The organism is Denitromonas halophila (genome assembly GCF_007625155.1).
GTDB classification, from domain to species: Bacteria; Pseudomonadota; Gammaproteobacteria; order Burkholderiales; family Rhodocyclaceae; genus Nitrogeniibacter; species Nitrogeniibacter halophilus.
Genome location: NZ_VMNK01000018.1, coordinates 179,265 through 200,197, shown reverse-complemented (window position 1 = coordinate 200,197; position 20,933 = coordinate 179,265). Strand labels below are relative to the sequence as shown.

Below are 20,933 nucleotides of genomic sequence, written 5' to 3'. Positions count from 1 at the left end.
CGAGGCAAAATCTGGCCGAAGATCACCGCCTGGTGCGGTTTCTACTCAATACGCGTAAGTATGGGTGCGAGGTATTTGCCGGTATGGCTGCCGCGCGTCACAGCGATGGTTTCGGGCGTGCCGGCGGCCAGAATGGTGCCGCCGCCGTTACCGCCCTCGGGGCCAAGGTCGATCAGCCAGTCGGCGGTTTTGATTACATCCAGGTTGTGCTCGATCACCACCACCGTGTTGCCGTGGTCGCGCAGACGGTGCAGCACCGCCAGCAGCATCTCGATGTCCTGGAAGTGCAGGCCGGTGGTCGGCTCGTCGAGGATGTACAGGGTGCGGCCGGTGTCGCGCTTGGATAGCTCCAGCGCCAGCTTGACACGTTGCGCCTCGCCGCCCGACAGCGTGGTTGCGCTCTGGCCGAGGCCGATGTAGCCGAGGCCGACGTCGTCAAGGGTTTGCAGCTTGCGCGCCACGGTGGGCACCGGCGCAAAAAACTCCAGCGCCTGCGAGACGGTCATGGACAGCACGTCGTGAATGGTTCTGCCCTTGTAGCGCACATCCAGCGTCTCGCGGTTATAGCGCTTGCCGTGGCAGACATCGCAGGGCACGTACATGTCGGGCAAAAAGTGCATCTCGACCTTGATCAGGCCGTCGCCCTGGCAGGCTTCGCAGCGCCCGCCCTTGACGTTGAAAGAGAAGCGCCCCGGCCCGTAGCCGCGGGTGCGCGCCTCGGGTACGCCGGCGAACAGCTCGCGGATCGGGGTCAGCAGGCCGGTGTAGGTGGCCGGGTTGGAGCGTGGCGTGCGGCCGATGGGCGACTGGTCGACATTGATGACCTTGTCGAAAAAGGCCAGCCCTTCCACATGCTCGTAGGGTGCCGGTTCGGCGTTCGAGCCATACAGATGGCGCGCCGCCACGGCATACAGGGTGTCGTTGATCAGCGTGGACTTGCCCGAGCCGGACACCCCGGTCACGCAGGTGAACAGCCCGACGGGCAGATGCAGATCGGCCCCTTTGAGGTTGTTGCCGGTGCAGCCGCGCAGCACCAGCTCGCGGTCTTCGCGCGGGGCCACGCGCTGGGCCGGGATGGCGATGGCGCGCCGACCCGACAGGTAGGCGCCGGTGAGCGAATCGGGGTGGTGAATGATGTCTTCGGGTAGGCCCTCGGCCACCACTTCGCCGCCGTGCACGCCAGCGCCGGGGCCCATGTCGACCACGTGGTCGGCGGCGCGGATGGCGTCTTCGTCATGCTCGACCACGATCACCGTGTTGCCCATGTCGCGCAGGCGCTTGAGCGTGCCGAGCAGGCGGTCGTTGTCGCGCTGGTGCAGACCGATGGAGGGCTCGTCGAGCACATACATCACCCCGGTCAGGCCCGAGCCGATCTGGCTGGCCAGGCGGATGCGCTGCGCTTCGCCGCCGGACAGCGTGTCGGCGGAGCGTTGCAGGGTGAGGTAGTCGAGACCGACATTGATCAGGAAGTGCAGGCGGTTGGTGACCTCGCGCACGATCTTGTCGGCAATCTGGGCGCGGTGGCCGGTGAGTTGCAGGTTCTCGAAATAATGGGCGCAGTCGGCCAGCGGCAGATGGCTCAGTTCGGGCAGGGTGCGGGTGCCGATGCGCACATGGCGGGCCTCGGCGCGCAGGCGGGCGCCGGCGCACACCGGGCAGGCCTGGGTGCCGCGTAGCTTGGCCAGTTCTTCACGCACCGCCATCGAGTCGGTCTCGCGATAGCGACGCTCCAGGTTGGGGATGATGCCTTCGAAGGGGTGCTCCTTGAGCACCGAACGACCGCTGTCCGAGAGGTAACGGAAGGCGATCGCGGTTTTGCCGCTGCCGTGCAGCACCACCTCGCGCACTTCGTCGGTCAGCTCCTCGAAGGGCGCCTCGATGTCGAATTTGTAGTGCTTGGCCAGCGAGGTGAGCATCTGATAGTAAAACTGGTTGCGCCGGTCCCAGCCGCGGATCGCGCCGCCGGCCAGCGACAGCTCGCGATGCGCCACTACACGCTGCGCATCGAAAAACTCCATCGCCCCCAGACCGTCGCACTTGGGGCAGGCGCCGGCCGGGTTGTTGAAGGAAAACAGGCGGGGCTCAAGCTCGGCCAACGCAAAGTTGCACACCGGGCAGGCGAAGCGCGAGGAAAACAGGTGCTCGGCGCCGCTGTCCATTTCGAGCGCGACGGCGCGGCCCTCGGCATGGGTGAGCGCGGTCTCGAAGGATTCGGCCAGGCGCTGGCGGGCGTCGGTACGCACCTTGAGCCGGTCGACCACCACATCAATGCTGTGGCGCTTGTTCTTGTCCAGCTTGGGCGCAGCGTCGAGGTCGACGACCTCGCCGTCGATACGCACCCGCACAAAGCCCTGTGCGCGCAGCTCGGAGAGCAGGTCGAGCTGTTCGCCCTTGCGGCTGGCCACCACCGGCGCGAGGATCATCAGCCGGGTGTCTTCGGGCAGCGCCAGCACATGGTCGACCATCTGGCTCACGCTCTGCGCTTCGAGCGGGTTGTCTGGGTGGTCGGGGCAGTAGGGCGTGCCGGCGCGGGCAAACAGCAGGCGCAGGTAATCGTGAATCTCGGTCACCGTGCCTACCGTCGAACGCGGGTTGTGGCTGGTGGCCTTCTGCTCGATGGAGATCGCCGGGCTGAGGCCCTCGATCAGGTCCACATCGGGCTTTTCCATCAACTGCAAAAACTGCCGCGCATAGGCCGACAACGACTCCACATAGCGGCGCTGCCCCTCGGCGTAGAGCGTGTCGAAAGCCAGCGACGACTTGCCCGAGCCCGACAGGCCGGTGATCACCGTCAGGCGATTGCGCGGCAGATCGAGGTCGATGTTCTTGAGATTGTGGGTGCGTGCACCGCGAATTCGAATGTTGTCCATGCCGGGCTTTTGTTACCGAGTTTGGGCCGCGCCAGGGCGGGTCCATTGAGATCTCGCCGGCCAGCCTGTCAGTCAATCGTGCACTGCAGCCCGCCGGGCGCAACCTGCTAATATACGCAATTCACTTCGCCCGGACCAAGTTTCGACCCCCATGGCCGATACCGATACCATGACATCCGCCGAAAGGCGCACCGGCGCGTCGCTGGCAGGCATCTTTGGCCTGCGCATGCTCGGCCTGTTCCTGATCCTGCCCGTGTTCGCGGTCTACGCGCGCGGCGTGCCCGGCGGCGACAATCTCACCCTGGTGGGGCTGGCGCTGGGCATTTACGGCCTCACCCAAGCCTGCTTCCAGATTCCCTTCGGCATCGCGTCCGACCGCCTCGGCCGCAAGCCGGTCATCGTTTTTGGCCTGCTGCTGTTCGCCGCCGGCTCCGCCATGGCGGCCATGGCGGAGAGCCTCAACTGGATCATCGCCGGCCGCGCCCTGCAGGGCGCCGGCGCCATTTCCGCCGCGGTCACCGCACTGGCGGCCGACCTTACCCGCGAGCAGCATCGCACCAAGGTGATGGCCATGATCGGCTCCAGCATCGGGCTGGTGTTTGCCATCTCGCTGGTCGCCGCGCCGCTGTTGTATGCCGCCATCGGCATGTCGGGCATCTTCTGGATGACCGCCGGGCTCGCGCTGCTGGCCATCGTGGTGCTGCGCCGCGTGGTGCCCAACCCGCCCAAGGTCGAAGCCAAGCCGGTGCGCTTTGCCGGCGTGCTGCGCGACACGCAACTGCTGCGCCTCAACCTCGGCATCTTTACCCTGCACACGGTGCAGATGGCCATGTTCGTGGTGGTGCCGGCGGCGCTGATTGCTCGTGGCAACCTGCCGATCGCCGAGCACTGGAAAATCTACCTGCCGGCCGTGCTGGTCAGCTTTGCGCTCATGATTCCCGCCATCATCGTGGCCGAGCGCAAAAACCTGCTCAAACCCATCTTCATGGCCGCTATCGCGCTGCTGACGCTCACCCAGATCGGCCTGCTGTTCGGCCGCGAGCAGGTGTGGCAGATGGCCGTATTGCTGGTCGCGTTTTTTGTCGCCTTCAATATTCTCGAGGCCACGCTGCCCTCGCTGGTGTCGCGTGTCGCGCCGCCGGCCTCAAAAGGCGCCGCGCTCGGCGTCTATAACACCAGCCAGGCGCTTGGCCTGTTCCTGGGGGGCATGCTGGGTGGTTGGCTGAGTCAGCATGTCGGGCCCGACAGTGTTTTTGTCGTCACCGCGCTCATGGCGCTGCTGTGGTTGGGCGTGGCCATGACCATGTTGCCGCCGCCCAAAGTCGCTGCGCGCAGCTATCCGATCGCCGCAACGGTAGACATCGAGGCCGTACGCCGGCAAATTCTCGATTTGCCCGGCGTACGCGAAGCCGTCATCGAACACGATGCGCGCATGGCGCATCTCAAAGTTAATCTGGACCGGTGGGACGAAGCCCGCCTGCGCCAACTGATAGGAGGAGAAGTCTGAATGGCATCGGTCAACAAAGTGATTCTGGTGGGTAACCTGGGCCGCGACCCGGAGATCCGCTACGCCCCGTCCGGCGACGCGATCTGCAATGTCAGCATCGCCACCACGGATACCTGGAAAGACAAGCAAACCGGCGAGAAGAAAGAATCGACCGAATGGCACCGCGTGGTGTTCTTCGGCAAACTCGCCGAAATCGTCGGTCAGTACCTCAAGAAAGGTCGCGCCATCTATGTCGAAGGCCGCCTGCAGACGCGTAAGTGGCAAGACCAGAACGGTCAGGACCGCTACACCACCGAAATCCGCGCCAGCGAAATGCAAATGCTCGGCGGTCGTGAAGGTGGCGGCGGCAGCGGCGGCGACGCCCCCATGGACGACGGCGGCTACGACCAGCGCCCGGCCAGCCGCCCCGCGCCGCAACAGCAGCGCCCGCAGCAAGGCGGCGGTGGCAGCAAGCCCGCGCCGGCCAGTGGGTCGGGCGGTGGGTTTGGGGATTTTGACGACGACATTCCCTTCTAAAACGCACTTAGTTGTGTTTTTGTTGATAGAAGGCCCGCAAGTCGAAATACTTGCGGGTCTTTTCTTTGGCGGCATGTTTTTGGATGTCGAGGGCCGGTGTGACCAAGTCACTTTGCGTTAAGCCGCTGCTCGCTTCCCCATTCCTTGAGGCTTTGCACAACAAGTCGGCGGAGCCGGTGCCGGAGTTTTGCTCGGCAAAATTCGATTCGAAGGTTTAATACAGGGAAAACCGTTAGAGCGAGAAGGAAGGGGACCGAGCCCCAGCCTAGAATTGCAATAAATGTACTTTCGTTCGTAATGGCGACATACGAACCAATACAACAGACCGCAATTATAATCAGCGTCGCTGTCGCTCCTAGCCAGTCCCATCTGCTCCCGAGCCCCATCCACTCTATCGGCGGAGATCGTTGCCAGTAAGCGTTCCCTTTTTTGACCTGCACGTATTCGCGTAGCGAAACTGCGTGAATCGAAGATAGTTCCGGTGGTAGCGGTGTTTGGTCGAGCAGGACAGGAATAATCGGTGTGCCGCAGTCGAGTGCATATCGCCATTCCTTTTCCACGAAATTGGAGTTCGCCGAATTGGCGGTCCAGAGCAATACCAAGCGATAGCATTTTGAGATCGCAGATCGGTGCTCTTCACTCCAAACGCTTCCAGGATTGGTGTGTAGGTAGTCGATCCACGCAGCCTGCTGAAAGTCTTCGTTCATTTCGATGAGGGGAAGAACTACCTTGGAGTCAAGGTGGCTGTATGAAACGAACAGCGAAGCTGGTCGAAAGTCTCCCATGATGTCTCGTTGCAAAGTCCACAAAGAACACTCGTTAGCGTAACTTAAATGCTTCCTTTACGGGTAGATCGCGCAAGTTGGGCGTCGCTACGCTCAACCTAGGCTGTCTGCATTTGGACGCGTTTGGCGAATAAGCCGAAGCCGCCACTCACCAAACGAATGCTATCAAGGCCGCGGTGATCGCCCGTTTTATTTCTCCAGCGTTAGCACGCGGCCACCGCCGCAGCCATCCGCCGTAAGCCTTCATCCAGCGTTTCCCGCGGACACCCAAAATTGAGTCGGACGAAGCCCGGCGGGGCGCCGAAGTGGCGGCCGTCGGAGAGGCCGACGCCGTGCTCTTCGAAGAAGGCGGCGGAGTCGGTGAGGCCGGCGTCGCGGCAGTCGATCCAGGCCAGATACGTGGCTTCGGGGCGGGTGGTGCGCAGGCCAGGGATGGCGGCGATGGTATCGACGACGCGCTCGCGGTTGCCGCGCAGGTAGTCGATGAGGGCGCGGCGCCAGGGGGCGCCGTCGCGGTAGGCCGCTTCCGTGGCGACCAGGCCGAGGACGTTGGGGTAGGGGATGAGGCCGTGCATGGCGCGTTGGTAGCGCTTGCGCAGCGTGGCGTCGGGAATGATGGCGAAGCCGGCGTAGAGCGGGGCAATGTTCCAGGTTTTGCTCGGCGCCATGAGGGTGATGCTGCGCCGGGCGATGGATTCGTTGAGCGCGGCGATGGGGGTGTGGGTGCCGTCGAGCACCAGGCCGCAGTGGATGTCGTCGGAGCAGATGATGAGGTCGTGCTGCTCGGCGCGTTCGGCCAGGGCGGTGAGTTCGTCGCGGGTGAATACGCGGCCGACCGGGTTGTGCGGGTTGCACAGCAGGAGCATGCGGGTGCGCGCGTCGATGGCGGCGTCGACGGCATCCCAGTCCCAAGCCCAATGGTTTTCGTCTTCAACCAGCGCGACGGTTTGCAGCGTGCGCCCGGTGTTGGCGGGGGCGTGCAGAAAGGGCGGGTAAACCGGGGTGGCGGTGAGCACGCCGTCGCCGGGTTCGCCTGCAATGGCGCAGGCGACATTGAAGCCGGTGACCACGCCGGGCAGCCAGACCAGCCAGTCGGGGTCGATGCGCCAGTCGTGGTCGCGTTCGATACTTTGAACGACGGTGTCGATCAGCGATTGCCAGGGGCCGGCGTAGCCGAACACCTTTTGGTCGATGCGCGCATGCAGGGCGTCGAGGATGGGCTGCGCCGTGGCGAAGTCCATGTCGGCCACCCACATGGGCAGGATGTCGCGACCGGCGTAGCGCGCCCATTTTTCGTCGGGGATGGCGCGGCGGTCGATGACGGTGTCGAAGTCAAACATGGGGTGTCGGGCTTGAATGTGACAAACGGGCCTGTGAGTGTATCAAGCCCGTTTGCGGTATTGCGCGTTGCGTGGCTCGATGGCTAGATGCCACCGCCGTGATGCTCAACGAAGTGTTTGAGCACCATCTTGAGCATGCTCAGCCGGTGCTTGTCGCCTTTGGCGCGCGCGGCTTCGATGTCGTCGCAGATCATGCGTTTGATGCGCTTTTCGCCGCTGGCGGTGTGGGTGAGGTAGTTGCCGAGCTCGACGGCGACCATTTCGGGCAGATGCTCATGCTCCGCGATGGCGAGGATTTCTTCTTCGGTGAGTTCGGAAAGTTCAATACAGTCCTGAATCGTTAGCATGATGGCTCCCTCCTTGTTGGACGCGCGAGGGGAGGTATCACCGGATTCAGGCTGCGCCGGCGATACCGCTCGGCGTCATGACGTTTTGCTTACAGTAAATCACTGATACACAGCCGAAAGATTGATCCGTGGCAATGGCTTGGCGGATGCCCGCTAAAATGAGCGCCATGCTGATTCAATGGAGAGTGGAATGTCGGTGCTGATCCCCTGGCCGGACGATATTTACGCGGTCGATTCTTGTTATATGCGGCCGCAGCTGGCGGCGATTCATCTGATCCGTTCGGGCGACCGGGTGGCGATTGTCGATACCGGCAACAACGCCTCGGTGCCGCATGTGATGGTGGCGCTGGCCGAGCTTGGGCTGAGTGCCGAGGCGGTCAGCCATGTGTTGCTGACGCATATCCATCTGGACCACGCCGGTGGCGCGGGCGCCTTCATGGCGGCCTGCCCGAATGCGACGTTGGTGGTGCATCCGCGCGGTGCGCGGCACATGGTCGATCCGTCGAAGCTGTGGGCGGGCACGGTGGCGGTGTATGGCGAGGCCGACGCGACGGCGCGCTACGGCGAGATTCTGCCGATTGCGGCCGAGCGCATCGTCGAGGCGACCGACAATCTGGTGATCGACCTGAACGGGCGGCCGCTCCGGGTGGCGGATACGCCGGGGCATGCGCGGCATCATGTGTGTTATTTCGATGAGCGAAGTCGCGCGTGGTTTACGGGCGATGTGTTCGGCTTGTCGTATCGCGAGCTGGACCGCGATGGCAAGGCCTTCGTGTTTCCGAGCACCACGCCGGTGCAGTTCGACCCGCCAGCGCTGCATGAATCCATCGACCGGCTGATGGCGGCCGAACCGAGTGCGATGTACCTGACGCATTTCAGCCGGGTCACCGATCTGCCACGGCTGGCGGCCGACCTGCATCGCCTGATCGACGCGCATGTGGCCATCGCCAAGGCCGGCGCGGGCGCGATCGACCATCGTCACCAGATCATTCGCTCCGGCCTGTCGGCGTTGTTGCGTGAGGAGGCCCGTCGTCAGCAGTGGACGCTGGACGAGACGGCACTGTTCGATCTGTTCGAGGTGGACCTCGAGCTGAACGCGCAGGGTCTGGAGGTGTGGCTCGATAGCGGGGCGTGATCCGGCGCTAGGGTTTTTCGCCCAGCGCCTGAAATTTGGCCTGGGCGCCGCGGTCGCCCTGCAGCGCCGCTTGCAGGTACCAGTGGCGGGCGAGGCGCGTGTCTTGCGCAACGCCATAGCCTTCTTCGTACATGTGGCCGATCAGGTATTGCGCGCCGGGGTCGCCGCCGTTGGCCGCGGCGCGATACCAGTGGGCCGCTTGGGCGTAGTCCTGCGGCACGCCCTGACCGAGAAAATACAGCGTAGCCAGCGAAATCTGCGCTTCCATGTGGCCTTGCTCGGCGGCGCGTCGATACCACTCGGCCGCGGTCGAGAATGACCGGGTGACATGGTCGCCGTGGTCGTAGAGCAGGGCAAAATTGAACTGCGCCTGCGGCAGGCCGGCTTGCGCCGCGCGGCGCAGCCATTGCCACATCGCGTTGGCGTTGTCGGTTTCAGCTTCGCCACGGTAGAGCATCATGGCAAGGTTGAACTGGGCGAGGCGGTTGCCGCGGCGCCCGGCGACTTCGAAATAGCGCGCAGCCGTGGCATGATCGCCGCCTTCGTAGGCTTCGGTGCCGCTTTGCGCCAGGCGCATGGTCTCAAGGGTTTGGGCTTGAGCTTGCGTGGTGGCCGCGCCCGTGGAAAACGACAACGCAAGCGCAAGCGCCAGGGCAAGGGGTCGAAAAGGCATGTGGGGCTCCGGCGGGTTTTTCGTTGGAGCTTCATGCGCTCTTGGAGTTCAGTGAGATGAGTAATTCGCAGTCAGTGGATCGCGCGCGGCGCTTTGGTGGCGTGGCGCGCTTGTATGGCGAGGCCGCGCTGGCGCGTTTGCAGCAGGCGTGCGTGGTGGTGGCCGGTATTGGTGGCGTGGGCTCGTGGGTAGTCGAGGCGCTGGCACGCAGTGGCGTGGGGCATCTGCGCCTGATCGATCTTGACCATGTGGCCGAGTCGAACATCAACCGCCAGATCCACGCGCTCGACGACACGCTTGGGCAGGCCAAGGTCGAGGCCATGGCGGCGCGCATCCGGCTGATCGACCCGGGCATCGTCGTTGAATGCATCGATGATTTCGTGACCGAAGACAATGTGGCCACCACGCTCGCCGGGCCGGTCGATCTGGTGGTGGACGCGATCGATGATCTGTCGGCCAAGGCCGCAATCGTGCTGCATTGCCGGCGCCACGGCATCCGGCTGATCACGCTGGGCGCGGCCGGCGGCCAGACCGACCCCACGCGGATCGTGATTGGCGATTTGTCGCGCACCGAGCAAGACCCGCTGCTGGCCCGATTGCGCAAGCGCCTGCGGCAGAAGCACGGCTTTTCGCGCAATCCGGCACGGCGTTTTGGTGTTGATGCGGTGTACTCGACCGAGCCGCTGCGCTACCCCGAGGGCAGCTGCGACGCCGTGGTCGGGCCCGCCGGGCTCAACTGTGCCGGCTTTGGCTCCAGCATCGCGGTGACCGCCAGCTTTGGCCTGGCGGCGGCCAGTCGGGCGATTGATCGGCTGCTGGTCGCCGCGTCCGCGGCTGACTCAGGGCAGGAATAAGGCCGGGTCGACCGGCGTGCCATTCAAGAACACGCTCCAGTGCAGGTGCGGCCCGGTGGCCCGGCCGGTCTGACCCACGGTGCCGACGGTCTTGCCCTGCGCGACCGGGGTGCCAGCGGCGATGGCGACGCTGTCCAGGTGGCAGAACATCGAGATCAGGCCTTGTCCGTGGTCGATGAACACCGTGTTTCCGTTGAAGAAAAAATCGCCCACATGGGTGACCACGCCGGCGGCTGGCGCCACGATGGGTGTGCCTTTGCCGGCCGCGATGTCGAGCCCGCGGTGCGGCGCGCGCGGCTGGCCATTGAAGGTGCGGCGCAGGCCAAAGGCGCTGGAGCGGCGGCCGGGCACGGGGGTGACAAAGTCGAGCTGCACCGTGTCGGTGTCGCGGAACAGGGTCTTGACTTCATTTTGCGTCGCCGCCTCGGCCTTGATGCGCCGCAGGTCGGCCGGGTCAGGCTCGACCATGCGCCGGTTCTTGAGGCGCAGGTGCTGCACGGGATAGGCTTTGTCCTTGAGCGTCAGGCTCAGTGCCGAGGTCTTGCCCTGGCGGTTCACTGCGACGCTGTGCTTGCCGGGGGCGAGATCCAGCGGCAGCCCGATCCAGGCCGTCCACTGCGCGCCGTCGCGCAGCACCAGCACCGGGGCGTCGCCAAAACGCACCGTTGGCCGCGCTTCGCTGGCTGGCGCGATGCTGAGTCGGGCGATGCCGCCGGGCACCAGTGCGGGCGTCGGGGCGCCGAGCGCCCAGGGGCTGACAAGGCAGAGCGCGGCGGCCAGCAGGGCGCGACGCCATGGGGGCAGGGATGTCATCATGGGCGCATGATAACGACTTGTGCCGACAACCGGCAGCGCGGCGATGCGTCCCGCGACGGTGGCACAACCCACAAGGAGAAGCAGATGGCGGCAAAGGGTATCGTACTTTTTGGACACGGCGCGCGCGACCCGGAATGGGCCGGCCCCATGAAGCGCGTGGCTGCGCGCATCGCAGCGCGCTCGCCCGACACGCCCGTGGGTGTGGCCTTCATGGAGTTTCTGACGCCGACGCTGAACGAGGCTGTCGACGCGCTGGCGGCGGCGGGGGTTGAGCACATCACTGTGGTGCCGGTCTTTCTGGCGCAGGGCGGGCACCTGAAGCGCGACGTGCCGCTGCTGGTGGCTGAGGCGGCGGCGCGACATCCGGCGCTGACGGTCACGCAGGTGCTCGCCGCCGGGGAGTCCGACGGTGTGGTTGAAGCGCTTGCAGATTATGCCTTGGGGGTTGCATGATGGCGTCGTAAGCTCTTGCATCCAAACCCTTGCCAGACAGGTTCATGTGAATACGCCCGCCGATATCCCGTCCGAGATTGTTTCCGCCGCACCGCGCAAGGGTGGGTGGATGACTGCGCTGGTGGCTGTGGCGGTGGTCGCGCTCGCGCTGGCGAGCTGGGGTGGGATGCGGGCGCGGGTGCTCGAGAGCGCCCGGCAGCAATTTGCGCTGGATGCCGATGCGGTGGTGGCCACGGCCGAGGCGCGCCTGGTGCGGTTTGCCGAGGTGCAGCGTGGTGCGGCAGGCCTGGTTCGCGTGGCGGCCACCGTGCCTACCAGCGACTGGGAGGCCTATGTCGACGCGCTCAGGCTGACGCGGGCCTTTCCGGGCTTCTCCAGTGTGTCGCTGGGCTGGCGGATTCCCCAAGGTCGGCATGATCAGCTCGATGCCTGGGTGAGCGGCGCGGTCGGCGAGTATTTCGATATCCGGCCGGCTGGCGATCGGCCCATTTATCTACCCGTGGTGCGGGTGGCGCCGGCGCCCATGGACTTGTCACGGGTGCTGGGCTTTGATCTTTTGTCGGACCCGGCGCGTCGGGTTGCCGCCGAGCATGCCTGGCGCGCCGGCGATGTGGCCTTGTCGGCGCACACCGCCGTGCGCGGCGACACGGGCGAGGGCGCGCCGGTGTTTTCACTGGTGATGCCGGTGTATGCCACGGCCGCACCACCGCTCGACGAGGCGCAGCGAGAGGCGGCGGCCATGGGCGTGATCAGTGCCGACTTTTTCGCTGCCGAGTTTCTCGAATCGGTGCTGATCGGTCGCGGTCGGCTGCTCGCCGTTCAGCTCTATGACTCGCGCGACACCGAACTCGCCGAGCGCCTGGCGGTGCGCGGGGTCGATGAACCGTCGGCGCGCTTCGGTGCTGAGCGGCAACTCCATTTTGGTGGCCACGCGTGGTTTTTCCGCTTGAGCTCGACGCCGGCCTACGAGGCCTTGATTCCGTGGTGGCAGGCGTATGTGGTCGCCGCTGGCGTTGCCGCGCTGGGCGCGCTGGTGGTGGTGCTCGTTGGCATGCTTGGCGCCACGCGGCGCAGGGCTGACCGCCTCGCCAAGCGCATGACGGCGGCCCTGCGTGAGAAGGATCAGCGATTGCGCCTGGCGCTGGAGGGGGCGCAAGAGGGCTGGTGGGATTGGGATCCGGCGCGCGGCGGCATGCTGGCCTCGGATCGCGCCCTGAAAATTCTTGGCGTGGTCGAGCGCCACCCCGCCAGCCAGTTGCTGGCCGTGTGGCGCAGCCGGCTGCATCCGCAGGATCGCGCCGGGGTCGATGCGGCGATTGCGCAGCATCTCGATTTCGACGCCCCGCTCGACATGCGCTATCGCATCGTGCTGCCCGATGGTCTCACCCGGTGGTTGCGCACTCGCGGCAAGGCCCGGCGGGATGCCACCGGTGCGGTGCTGGGGGTGGCCGGCTTCATCGCCGACATCACCGCCGAGCAGCTGGCAGCCGAGGCGCAGACGCGGCTGGCCGCGCGCCATGCCAGCGCCTTGGCCGCGCTGCCGGACCTGCTCTTCGAATTTGATGAAGACTGCCGTTATGTGGGCTATCACGCCAGCGATGAAGGTGACCTGGCCATGGCGCCGGCGGATTTCATGGGCAAGCGCAGCGCAGACGTTCTGCCGCCGGCGGTGGCGGCCGCGCTGGATGAAGCCTGCCGCAAGGTCGCCGCGAATGGCGGCGTGGAGCACGTGGAATACACGCTCAATACCTTGAGCGGCGAGGCGCAAAGTTTCGAGGGGCGGGTGGTGCGGGTGGAGACCGGCGGCTTTCTGTGTATCGTGCGCAATCTGAGTGAATTCAGGCGTGTCGAGCAGGAACTGACGCGCCATCGCGACAACCTCGCCGATCTGGTGGCGGAGCAGACCATAGATCTGTTGTTGGCCAAGGATGCGGCCGATCGGGCCAGCCGCGGCAAGAGCGAGTTTCTGGCCACGCTCTCGCACGAGTTGCGCACCCCGCTGCATGCAATTCTCGGCTTTGCCGAAATGGGGCTGAACCGGGACCTGAGCGAAGCGCGACGCACCCACTGTTTGCAGCGAATCGAGCTCAGCGGGCAGCGCTTGCTCGGCATGGTGTCTGATCTGCTTGACGTGGCGCGCACCGAATCGGCGCACGGAAAGCTTGCGCTCGCGCCCGTGGACTGGGCCATGGTGTGCCGCGACGTGGTGGATGAGTGCGAGGCGCTCGCGCAGGCCAAGGGCATGCGGCTGCACCTCGAACTGGCCGAGCATCGGTGTCCGGTGCGGGCAGATGGCTTGCGGTTGCAGCAGGTGGTGATGAATCTGGTGACCAACGCGATCAAGTTTTCACCGGTCGGCACACCGGTTGTGTTGCGCCTGGGGGTGCGCGAAGGCGTCTCGTTGCCGGCTGATCCGATGCATGGTGAAGTCATGGAGCTGGAAGTGATTGATCAGGGCATCGGTCTGCCCGAGGACGCGGCCGAGCGGCTCTTCGAGGCCTTTGTTCGTGGTCACCCGGAGCTGCCCGACTCGCCGCCGGGCAGCGGGCTCGGACTGTCGATCTGCCGGCAGTTTGTTGAAGCCTTTGGCGGGCGCATTGCCGCGGCGAATCGCGACGGTGGCGGCGCGGTGTTCCGGGTGCAGCTGCCGTGCGCCCAGGTTGGCGTGGTGACGGGGGTCAAGGCGTGAGTGCGGCGGCGCGCCCGCAGATCTTGCTGGTTGATGACGAGGGTTTCAACCTCGAACTCATGGCCCATGCCCTGTCCAGCCAGGCGTATGACGTGAGTACGGCCGATAGTGGGCGCAGCGCGCTGGCACAGATGGCGGCCAGCACCTCGGGTTTCGATCTGGTGGTGCTCGATCAGCGCATGGCGCCGCCCGACGGGCTGGACGTGTTGCGACAGATGCGGAGCCTGCCGCAACAGGCGCTGACGCCGGTGATCATCCAGACCGCCGTGGCCGATCCGGATACCGTGGCCGAGGGCATTGCCGCCGGCGCTTACTACTACCTTACCAAGCCGTATCGTGCGAATTCGCTGCTGACCCTGGTGCGCGCGGCACTGGCGAATCATGTCGAGCGTACCCAGCTGTCGCTGGAGGTGCGTGAGCTGCGGCGCACGGTGGGCTTGCTGGACGCGGCGCAGTTTCGTCTGCGCAGTGTGGACGAGGCCAGCGCACTCGCCCATGGGCTGGCGGTTTTGTGTGCCACGCCGGATCTGGCCGCCATCGGTTTGTCCGAGTTGCTGCGCAATGCGGTCGAGCACGGCAACCTGGCGATCGGTTACGAGACCAAGGCCGAGCTGGTGCAAAGTGGTCGCTGGCGTGACGAGATCGATCGCCGGATGCGCTTGCCGGCCTACCGGGATCGCCGGGTGTGGGTCGAGGTGCGGCGCGCCGTCGAGTCGGTCAGCATCACCATTCGCGACGAGGGCGAGGGCTTCGACTGGCGGCCGTTCATGGCGCTGTCGGCAGAGCGGGCGACCCAGGTCAATGGCCGCGGGATCTCGCTGGCCTGCCGGCTTGGTTTCTTGTCGGTCGCGTATCGCGATGGCGGGCGCGAGGTGATGGTGAGCTGCGCGCCGGCGGTTGGCCGACCGAACTGAGCGTCGGGTGTCGCACCTGAAGGCGCGGATGTCTTGACACTCAGGAATATCAGCATAAACTAATATGCGTGAAATCCCCGACCTACTCCCTCTCCGTTGTCGCGCTGTGTGCGTTCGCTCTGTCGGCCGCGCCCGCCGTTTTTGCCACCGAGCTTGAAACGGCGCTGGTCGAGCGCGCCGCCACCGGTGTGCGCCATGTGGCCGAAGCCGTCGTCGAGGCGGTCAATAGCGCCACGATTGCCGCCCAGGTGCAAGGACGCATCACCGAGGTGGCGGCAGACGCCGGCGACCGCGTTAGTGCCGGGCAGGTGCTGATGCGCATCGATGCCAGCGAGGCCAATCAGGCTGTCGCTGGCGCCGCGGCATCGGTCGCCCAGGCGCAAGCCACCTATGTGAACGCGCAGGCTGAATGGCGGCGCAATGTGTCGCTGAAGGAAAAGGGCTTTGTCAGCCAGGCGGTGGTCGATCAGGCCGTGGCGGCAATGAATGTGGCCGCAGCGGGACTGACGGCGGCCAAAGCCGGGCGTGGGCAGGCCGCGACGGTGCGCGATTTCACCCGTATTTCGGCGCCGATCAGTGGCGTGGTTGCCGAGCGTCATGCCGAGGTTGGCGAAATGGCTCAGCCCGGCCGGCCGCTGCTAACACTTTACGACCCGCGCCAGTTGCGTGTCGTGGCGCAGTTGCCGCAGTCGGTAGCGCAAGGCGTCTCGGGCATGCCCTTGGCGGCCGACATCGTGCTGACCGGGCAGGCTGGCCCGGTGGCCGCGACGGCCGTGATGCTGGTGCCGTCGGCCGATCCGAAAACCCACACCGTGGAAGTGCGCGCGGTGCTGCCGGCGACAGTGGCCGGCGTTGTGCCGGGCCAGTTTGCGCGTTTGATGCTGCAGGTCGGCACCGCGCCGCGCCTGACCATGCCGGCCGCTGCCGTGCTTCGCCGTGGCGAAGTGACGGCGGTGTATGTCCAGACCGACGCCGGTTTCCGCCTGCGTCAGATACGTCCCGGCGAAGTCTTGCCGGATGGCCGGATCGAGATTCTGGCCGGCCTGAATGAGGGAGACAGGGTCGCCCTGGATCCCATTAAAGCGAGCCTGTTGCGCCAACAAAACGCTTCACAACAATAGCGCGGACTCGCACAACGTGTCTGGACGGGACTTCGGCTGCGCCGGCGCCCGGACCGGATACACCAGTGCTCATGGCTTGGAGGAGAGACGATGGCGCACATAGTGATTGTTGGAGCGGGGCTCGGCGGACTGCCGATGGCCTACGAAATGAAGGCGCTGGCGCGCGCGGAAGACCGGATCACGGTGGTGGCCAACAATGGCCGCTTCCACTTCACGCCATCGAATCCCTGGGTGGCGGTGAACTGGCGCAAGCGCGACGATATCGAACTCGAGATCGCGCCGCTGCTGGCGAAGAAGAAGATCGATTTCGTTCAGCAGGCGGTGACTCAGGTGCATGCCGCGGACAACAGTCTGACGCTGGCCGACGGCAGCACCCTGGACTACGACATTCTGGTGCTGGCCACCGGCCCGCAGCTGGCTTTTGACGAGATCCCCGGGCTGGGGCCCGAGGGCTTCACCCAGTCGATCTGTCATGTGGATCACGCGGTGGGCGCCGAGTCGAACTGGCAGGCCTTTGTCGATGACCCGGGGCCGATCGTGGTCGGCGCCGTGCAGGGCGCCTCGTGCTTCGGGCCGGCCTACGAGTTTGCCCGCATCATGGAAACCGACCTGCGCAAGCGCAAGCTGCGCGACCGGGTGCCGATGACCTTCGTCACCTCCGAGCCTTACATCGGCCATCTCGGTCTGGGCGGCGTGGGCGACTCGAAGGGCATGATCGAGTCGATGTTCCGCGACCGCCACATCAAGTGGATCTGCAACGCCAAGGTGGACAAGGTCGAGGCCGGCACCATGTTCGTCACCGAGCATGACGACGAAGGCCAGCCGAAGCGTCAGCACGAGCTGCCGTTCAAGTACTCGATGATGCTGCCGGCTTTCCGCGGCATCGATGCGGTGCGCGGCGTCGAGGGGCTGGTCAATCCGCGGGGCTTCGTGCTGATCGACGAATTCCAGCGCAACCCGCGCTACCCGAACATCTACGGCATCGGCGTGTGCGTGGCGATCCCGCCGGTGGAGGCCACACCGGTGCCGACCGGCGTGCCCAAGACCGGCTACATGATCGAGTCGATGGTGACCGCCACCGCCAAGAACATCCGCGCCGCGCTCGACGGCAAGGACCCGTCCGAGCGCGCCACCTGGAACGCCATCTGCCTGGCTGATTTCGGTGATACCGGCGCGGCCTTCGTGGCCCTGCCGCAGATCCCGCCGCGCAATGTGAACTGGTATTCCGAAGGCCGCTGGGTGCATCTGGCCAAGGTCGGCTTCGAGAAGTACTTCCTGCGCAAGATGAAGAAGGGCACCACCGAGCCGATCTACGAAAAGATCGTGCTCGACGCGCTGGGCATCATGAAACTCAAAAAGGCTGAACGCTCCACGTGACTGACGCAACACCGCCCCTCGGCCTGTCCGGCAAGATCGCCAGCGGCTTTCAGCGCAATGCGCTGACGCCGCTGCTGGCACTGGTGCTCTTCCTGATGGGGGTGTTCGCCACGCTGATCACCCCCAAGGAGGAAGAGCCCCAGATCGACGTCACCATGGCCAACGTCTTCGTGCCTTTCCCGGGGGCGTCGGCGCAGGAGGTGGAGTCCTTGGTGTCGCGCCCGGCCGAGCAGGTGCTCTCGCGCATGGCCGGGGTGGAGCATGTGTATTCGGTGTCGCAGCCGGACATGTCGGTGCTCACCGTGCAGTTTGAGGTCGGCGTGCCCAATCAGGACGCGCTGGTGCGGCTCTACGACACGCTGGAGTCGCACCGCGACTGGCTGCGCCCCGAACTGGGCGTGCTCGAACCGATCGTCAAGCCGAAGGGCATCGACGACGTGCCGATTGTCGGTCTCACGCTGTGGACCGAAGACCCCGCGCGCGCCGGCTTCGACATGCAGCAGGTGGCCCGCGCAATCGAAATCGACCTCAAGCGCATCCCCGGCACGCGCGATGTGGTGACCATCGGCGGCCCCGGCCATGTGCTGCGCGTGTTGATGGACCCGGCGCGGATGAACGCGCACGGCGTGACGGCGGCGGACCTGAAAGCCGCGCTGCAGGTGGCCAACGCCTCGCAGTCGGCGGGGCGCTTGGTGGCCGACAACCAGGAAGTGCTGGTGCAGACCGGCACCTACATCAGCTCGGCGCAGGATGTGCGCGCGCTGGTGGTGGGCGTGGCCGACGGCAAGCCGGTGTATCTGTCGGACGTGGCCGAGGTGGCCAACGGCCCGGACCAGCCATCGCGCTACGTGTGGTTCGGCGCGGGGGCGGCGGCGGCCGAGCGCGGCATCGACACCGCCGGGGTGTCACCCGCGGTAACCTTGTCGGTGTCGAAAAAGCCCGGTGCCAACGCCTCCGACGTGGCCAACGCGCTGCTCGCCCGCGTCGAGACCTTGCGGGGCACGGTGATCCCCGAGGGCGTCAACGTCACCGTCACCCGCAACTACGGCGAAACCGCGAATGACAAGGCCAACAAGCTGATCGGCAAGCTGGTGTTCGCCACCAGCGCGGTGGTGTTGCTGGTGTTGCTCACACTGGGCTGGCGCGAGGCGATCATCGTTGGCCTGGCCGTCACGCTGACCCTGGCGGCGACGCTGTTTGCCTCTTGGGCCTGGGGTTTCACGCTCAATCGCGTCAGTCTGTTCGCGCTTATCTTTTCGATCGGCATTCTGGTGGACGACGCCATCGTGGTGGTTGAGAACATCCACCGCTGGCATCTGCTCGAACCCGACAAGCCGCTGTGGCAGCTCATCCCCAAGGCGGTGGACGAGGTCGGCGGGCCGACCATTCTGGCCACCTTCACGGTGATCGCCGCGCTGCTGCCGATGGCCTTCGTGTCGGGCCTGATGGGGCCCTACATGAGCCCGATCCCGATCAACGCCTCGATGGGTATGTTCATCTCGCTGCTGGTGGCCTTCATCGTTACGCCCTGGCTGGCGCAGAAGATGCTCAAGTCGACCGACGGCCACGCCCATGCCGGCGAAGACCGCATGACCCGGCGGCTCACCGCCTTCTTCCGTGCGGTGATCGGCCCGCTGATCGACGCGCGGCGCGGTCGGCGTAATCGCAGCCTGCTGTGGCTGCTGGTGATCGCGCTGATTGCCGGCTCGGTGGCACTGGCGGCGGTCAAGCTGGTGGTGCTCAAGATGCTGCCGCTGGACAACAAGTCGGAATTCCAGGTGGTGCTCGACATGCCGGTGGGCACGCCGCTGGAGCGCACCGCGCAGGTGCTGCTGGAGATTGGCGAAGCCGTGGGCAAAACGCCCGAAGTGACCGACTGGCAGGCCTATGCCGGCACCGCCAGCCCGATCAACTTCAACGGCCTGGTGCGCCAGTACTACCTGCGCAGCGCGCCGGAGCAGGGCGATTTGCAGATCAATCTGGTCGACAAGGCACACCGTGAGCGTAGCAGCCACGAGGTGGCCGGCGCGGTGCGCGCGGTGGTGACCGCCGTCGCACGCGCGCACGGCGGCAACGCCAAGGTGGTGGAGGTGCCGCCCGGCCCGCCGGTGCTCTCGCCCATCGTGGCCGAAGTCTATGGCCCGGATTACACCGGTCAGCTGGCGGTGGCGCAGCAGGTGCGCGAGGTGTTCGACACCACGGCCGACATCGTCGGCGCCGACGACACCATCGACGAGACCGCGCCCAAGCTGGTGCTGCGGGTCAATCAGGCCAAGGCGGCGCTGATGGGGGTGGCGCAGGCACAGATCGTCGAGGTGATGCGCCTCGGCCTGGCCGGCGAGAGCGTGACGCCGCTGCATGGCGGCGACAACAAGTACGAGATTCCGGTGCGCATCCAGTTGCCGCCCTCGCAGCAGTCGACGGTGGCGCATCTGCTGCAGCTCAAGCTGCGCGCGCAGGACGGCACGCTGGTGCCGGTGTCTGAACTGGTCAGCGTGCATCCGACCGAGCGCGATCAGGTCATCTATCACAAGGATTTGCTGCCGGTGGTGTATGTGACCGCCGACATGGCCGGCGCGCTGGACTCGCCGCTCTACGGCATGTTCGACATCCGCAGCCAGATCAAGGACATGCCGCTGGTCGGCGAGCGCCTGGCTGGCGTGCTGGATGAATGGTTCATCCAGCAGCCGCATGACCCCTACGCCGGCTACAGCGTGAAATGGGACGGCGAGTGGCAGGTGACGTACGAGACCTTTCGCGACATGGGCGCGGCCTACGCGGTCGGACTGATCCTCATCTACCTGCTGGTGGTGGCGCAGTTCCGCCGCTATCTGGTGCCGCTGATCATCATGGCGCCGATCCCGCTGACCATCATCGGCGTGATGCCCGGCCATGCGCTGCTTGGCGCGCAATTCACTGCCACCTCGATGATCGGCATGATCGCGCTGGCCGGCATCATCGTGCGCAACTCGATCCTGCTGGTGGACTTCATCAACCATCAGGTGCGCGCCGGCGTGCCCTTTGCCGAGGCGGTGATCACCTCGGCCGCGGTGCGCGCCAAGCCGATCGGCCTGACCGCGCTGGCGGCCATGATCGGTGCGGCTTTCATTCTCGACGACCCCATCTTCAATGGCCTGGCGATCAGCCTCATCTTCGGCATCCTGGTGTCCACGGTGCTGACGCTGGTGGTGATTCCGGTGCTGTATTTCGCGGCCATGCGCCATCGCGTGGCCGAACTGCAATCAGAAGGACATCCGTCATGACGCTGACCGTCAATCAATTCGTTCGCATCTTCGCCGGTGCCTTTGTGCTCATCTCGCTGGCGCTGGGGGTGGAAGCCTCGCCGCTGTTCGTGAACGCTAACTTTCTGTGGTTTACCGCCTTTGTCGGCGCCAATCTTTTCCAGAGCGGCTTCACCGGGCTGTGCCCGCTGGAGACCGTCCTGCGCAAGCTCGGCGTCAAGGACAGCATCGGCTGCAGCTGAGCCTCAATCAGGGGCGTTCTGCCCTCAAGTCAGCGCGGGTTTGGGCCGATAA

General features: G+C 65.5%; 17 protein-coding genes. 11 read left to right on the top strand and 6 right to left on the bottom strand.

The annotated features are described in order from the left end of the window. Positions 1–41: 41 nt before the first annotated feature. Positions 42–2,870: an excinuclease ABC subunit UvrA gene (gene uvrA / locus FHP91_RS19065; RefSeq protein WP_144311083.1), complete on the bottom strand. Its 2,829-nt coding sequence runs from the start codon at positions 2,868–2,870 to the stop codon at positions 42–44. Positions 2,871–3,039: 169 nt separating this feature from the next. Here uvrA and FHP91_RS19060 point away from each other — a divergent pair, with 169 nt between their 5' ends. Next, the gene (locus FHP91_RS19060) at positions 3,040–4,377 is read left to right on the top strand and encodes an MFS transporter (protein WP_144311082.1); all 1,338 of its coding nucleotides are present in this window, start codon (positions 3,040–3,042) and stop codon (positions 4,375–4,377) included. Further along, positions 4,378–4,893 (top strand): single-stranded DNA-binding protein, encoded by a 516-nt coding sequence (gene ssb, locus FHP91_RS19055; protein ID WP_144311081.1) that lies wholly within the window; start codon positions 4,378–4,380, stop codon positions 4,891–4,893. It abuts the gene before it with no gap. 107 nt (positions 4,894–5,000) lie between these two features. Here the strand turns inward: ssb and FHP91_RS19050 are convergent, their stop codons facing one another. The 3 genes from FHP91_RS19050 to FHP91_RS19040 form a co-directional block, all read right to left on the bottom strand. Further along, positions 5,001–5,678 carry a toll/interleukin-1 receptor domain-containing protein gene (locus FHP91_RS19050; RefSeq protein WP_144311080.1) on the bottom strand — a complete coding sequence of 226 codons (678 nt, stop codon included), beginning with the start codon at positions 5,676–5,678 and terminating at the stop codon, positions 5,001–5,003. A 203-nt stretch (positions 5,679–5,881) separates the two neighbouring features. Further along, positions 5,882–7,018, bottom strand: coding sequence for a MalY/PatB family protein (locus FHP91_RS19045; RefSeq protein WP_144311079.1), 1,137 nt, complete (start codon positions 7,016–7,018; stop codon positions 5,882–5,884). Positions 7,019–7,101: 83 nt separating this feature from the next. Continuing rightward, positions 7,102–7,365 carry a hypothetical protein gene (locus FHP91_RS19040; protein ID WP_144311078.1) on the bottom strand — a complete coding sequence of 88 codons (264 nt, stop codon included), beginning with the start codon at positions 7,363–7,365 and terminating at the stop codon, positions 7,102–7,104. Between the two features lie 190 nt (positions 7,366–7,555). On the opposite strand from FHP91_RS19040, the gene FHP91_RS19035 reads away from it, so the two are divergent. Next, positions 7,556–8,500 (top strand): MBL fold metallo-hydrolase, encoded by a 945-nt coding sequence (locus FHP91_RS19035; protein ID WP_144311077.1) that lies wholly within the window; start codon positions 7,556–7,558, stop codon positions 8,498–8,500. 7 nt (positions 8,501–8,507) lie between these two features. Here the strand turns inward: FHP91_RS19035 and FHP91_RS19030 are convergent, their stop codons facing one another. Then, positions 8,508–9,173 (bottom strand): tetratricopeptide repeat protein, encoded by a 666-nt coding sequence (locus FHP91_RS19030; protein ID WP_144311076.1) that lies wholly within the window; start codon positions 9,171–9,173, stop codon positions 8,508–8,510. A 56-nt stretch (positions 9,174–9,229) separates the two neighbouring features. Between FHP91_RS19030 and FHP91_RS19025 the strand changes: the two genes are divergently transcribed. Next, on the top strand, positions 9,230–10,027 hold the full coding sequence (locus tag FHP91_RS19025; RefSeq protein ID WP_144311075.1) for a tRNA threonylcarbamoyladenosine dehydratase: 798 nt from the start codon (positions 9,230–9,232) through the stop codon (positions 10,025–10,027). Here FHP91_RS19025 and FHP91_RS19020 read toward each other — a convergent pair. Continuing rightward, positions 10,013–10,840, bottom strand: coding sequence for a M23 family metallopeptidase (locus FHP91_RS19020; protein WP_186301636.1), 828 nt, complete (start codon positions 10,838–10,840; stop codon positions 10,013–10,015). The two genes, FHP91_RS19025 and FHP91_RS19020, sit on opposite strands and share 15 nt — an antisense overlap. A gap of 87 nt (positions 10,841–10,927) precedes the next feature. Between FHP91_RS19020 and FHP91_RS19015 the strand changes: the two genes are divergently transcribed. From FHP91_RS19015 to FHP91_RS18985, 7 genes are all read left to right on the top strand, one after another. Continuing rightward, positions 10,928–11,296 carry a sirohydrochlorin chelatase gene (locus FHP91_RS19015; protein WP_144179161.1) on the top strand — a complete coding sequence of 123 codons (369 nt, stop codon included), beginning with the start codon at positions 10,928–10,930 and terminating at the stop codon, positions 11,294–11,296. A gap of 46 nt (positions 11,297–11,342) precedes the next feature. After that, a complete protein-coding gene (locus FHP91_RS19010; protein WP_186301635.1) occupies positions 11,343–13,985 on the top strand; it encodes a CHASE domain-containing protein in 2,643 nt (880 codons plus the stop codon). After that, positions 13,982–14,899 carry an ATP-binding response regulator gene (locus FHP91_RS19005; protein WP_144179163.1) on the top strand — a complete coding sequence of 306 codons (918 nt, stop codon included), beginning with the start codon at positions 13,982–13,984 and terminating at the stop codon, positions 14,897–14,899. The genes FHP91_RS19010 and FHP91_RS19005 overlap by 4 nt, the downstream gene beginning before the upstream one ends. A 68-nt stretch (positions 14,900–14,967) precedes the next feature. Further along, positions 14,968–16,020: an efflux RND transporter periplasmic adaptor subunit gene (locus tag FHP91_RS19000; protein ID WP_144311072.1), complete on the top strand. Its 1,053-nt coding sequence runs from the start codon at positions 14,968–14,970 to the stop codon at positions 16,018–16,020. A gap of 90 nt (positions 16,021–16,110) precedes the next feature. Further along, the gene (locus FHP91_RS18995; protein ID WP_144311071.1) at positions 16,111–17,397 is read left to right on the top strand and encodes an NAD(P)/FAD-dependent oxidoreductase; all 1,287 of its coding nucleotides are present in this window, start codon (positions 16,111–16,113) and stop codon (positions 17,395–17,397) included. Next, complete coding sequence (locus tag FHP91_RS18990) at positions 17,394–20,660, top strand: efflux RND transporter permease subunit (RefSeq protein ID WP_144311070.1); 3,267 nt, start codon at positions 17,394–17,396, stop codon at positions 20,658–20,660. The genes FHP91_RS18995 and FHP91_RS18990 overlap by 4 nt, the downstream gene beginning before the upstream one ends. Further along, complete coding sequence (locus FHP91_RS18985; protein ID WP_186300365.1) at positions 20,657–20,881, top strand: YgaP family membrane protein; 225 nt, start codon at positions 20,657–20,659, stop codon at positions 20,879–20,881. The genes FHP91_RS18990 and FHP91_RS18985 overlap by 4 nt, the downstream gene beginning before the upstream one ends. Positions 20,882–20,933 lie beyond the last annotated feature (52 nt).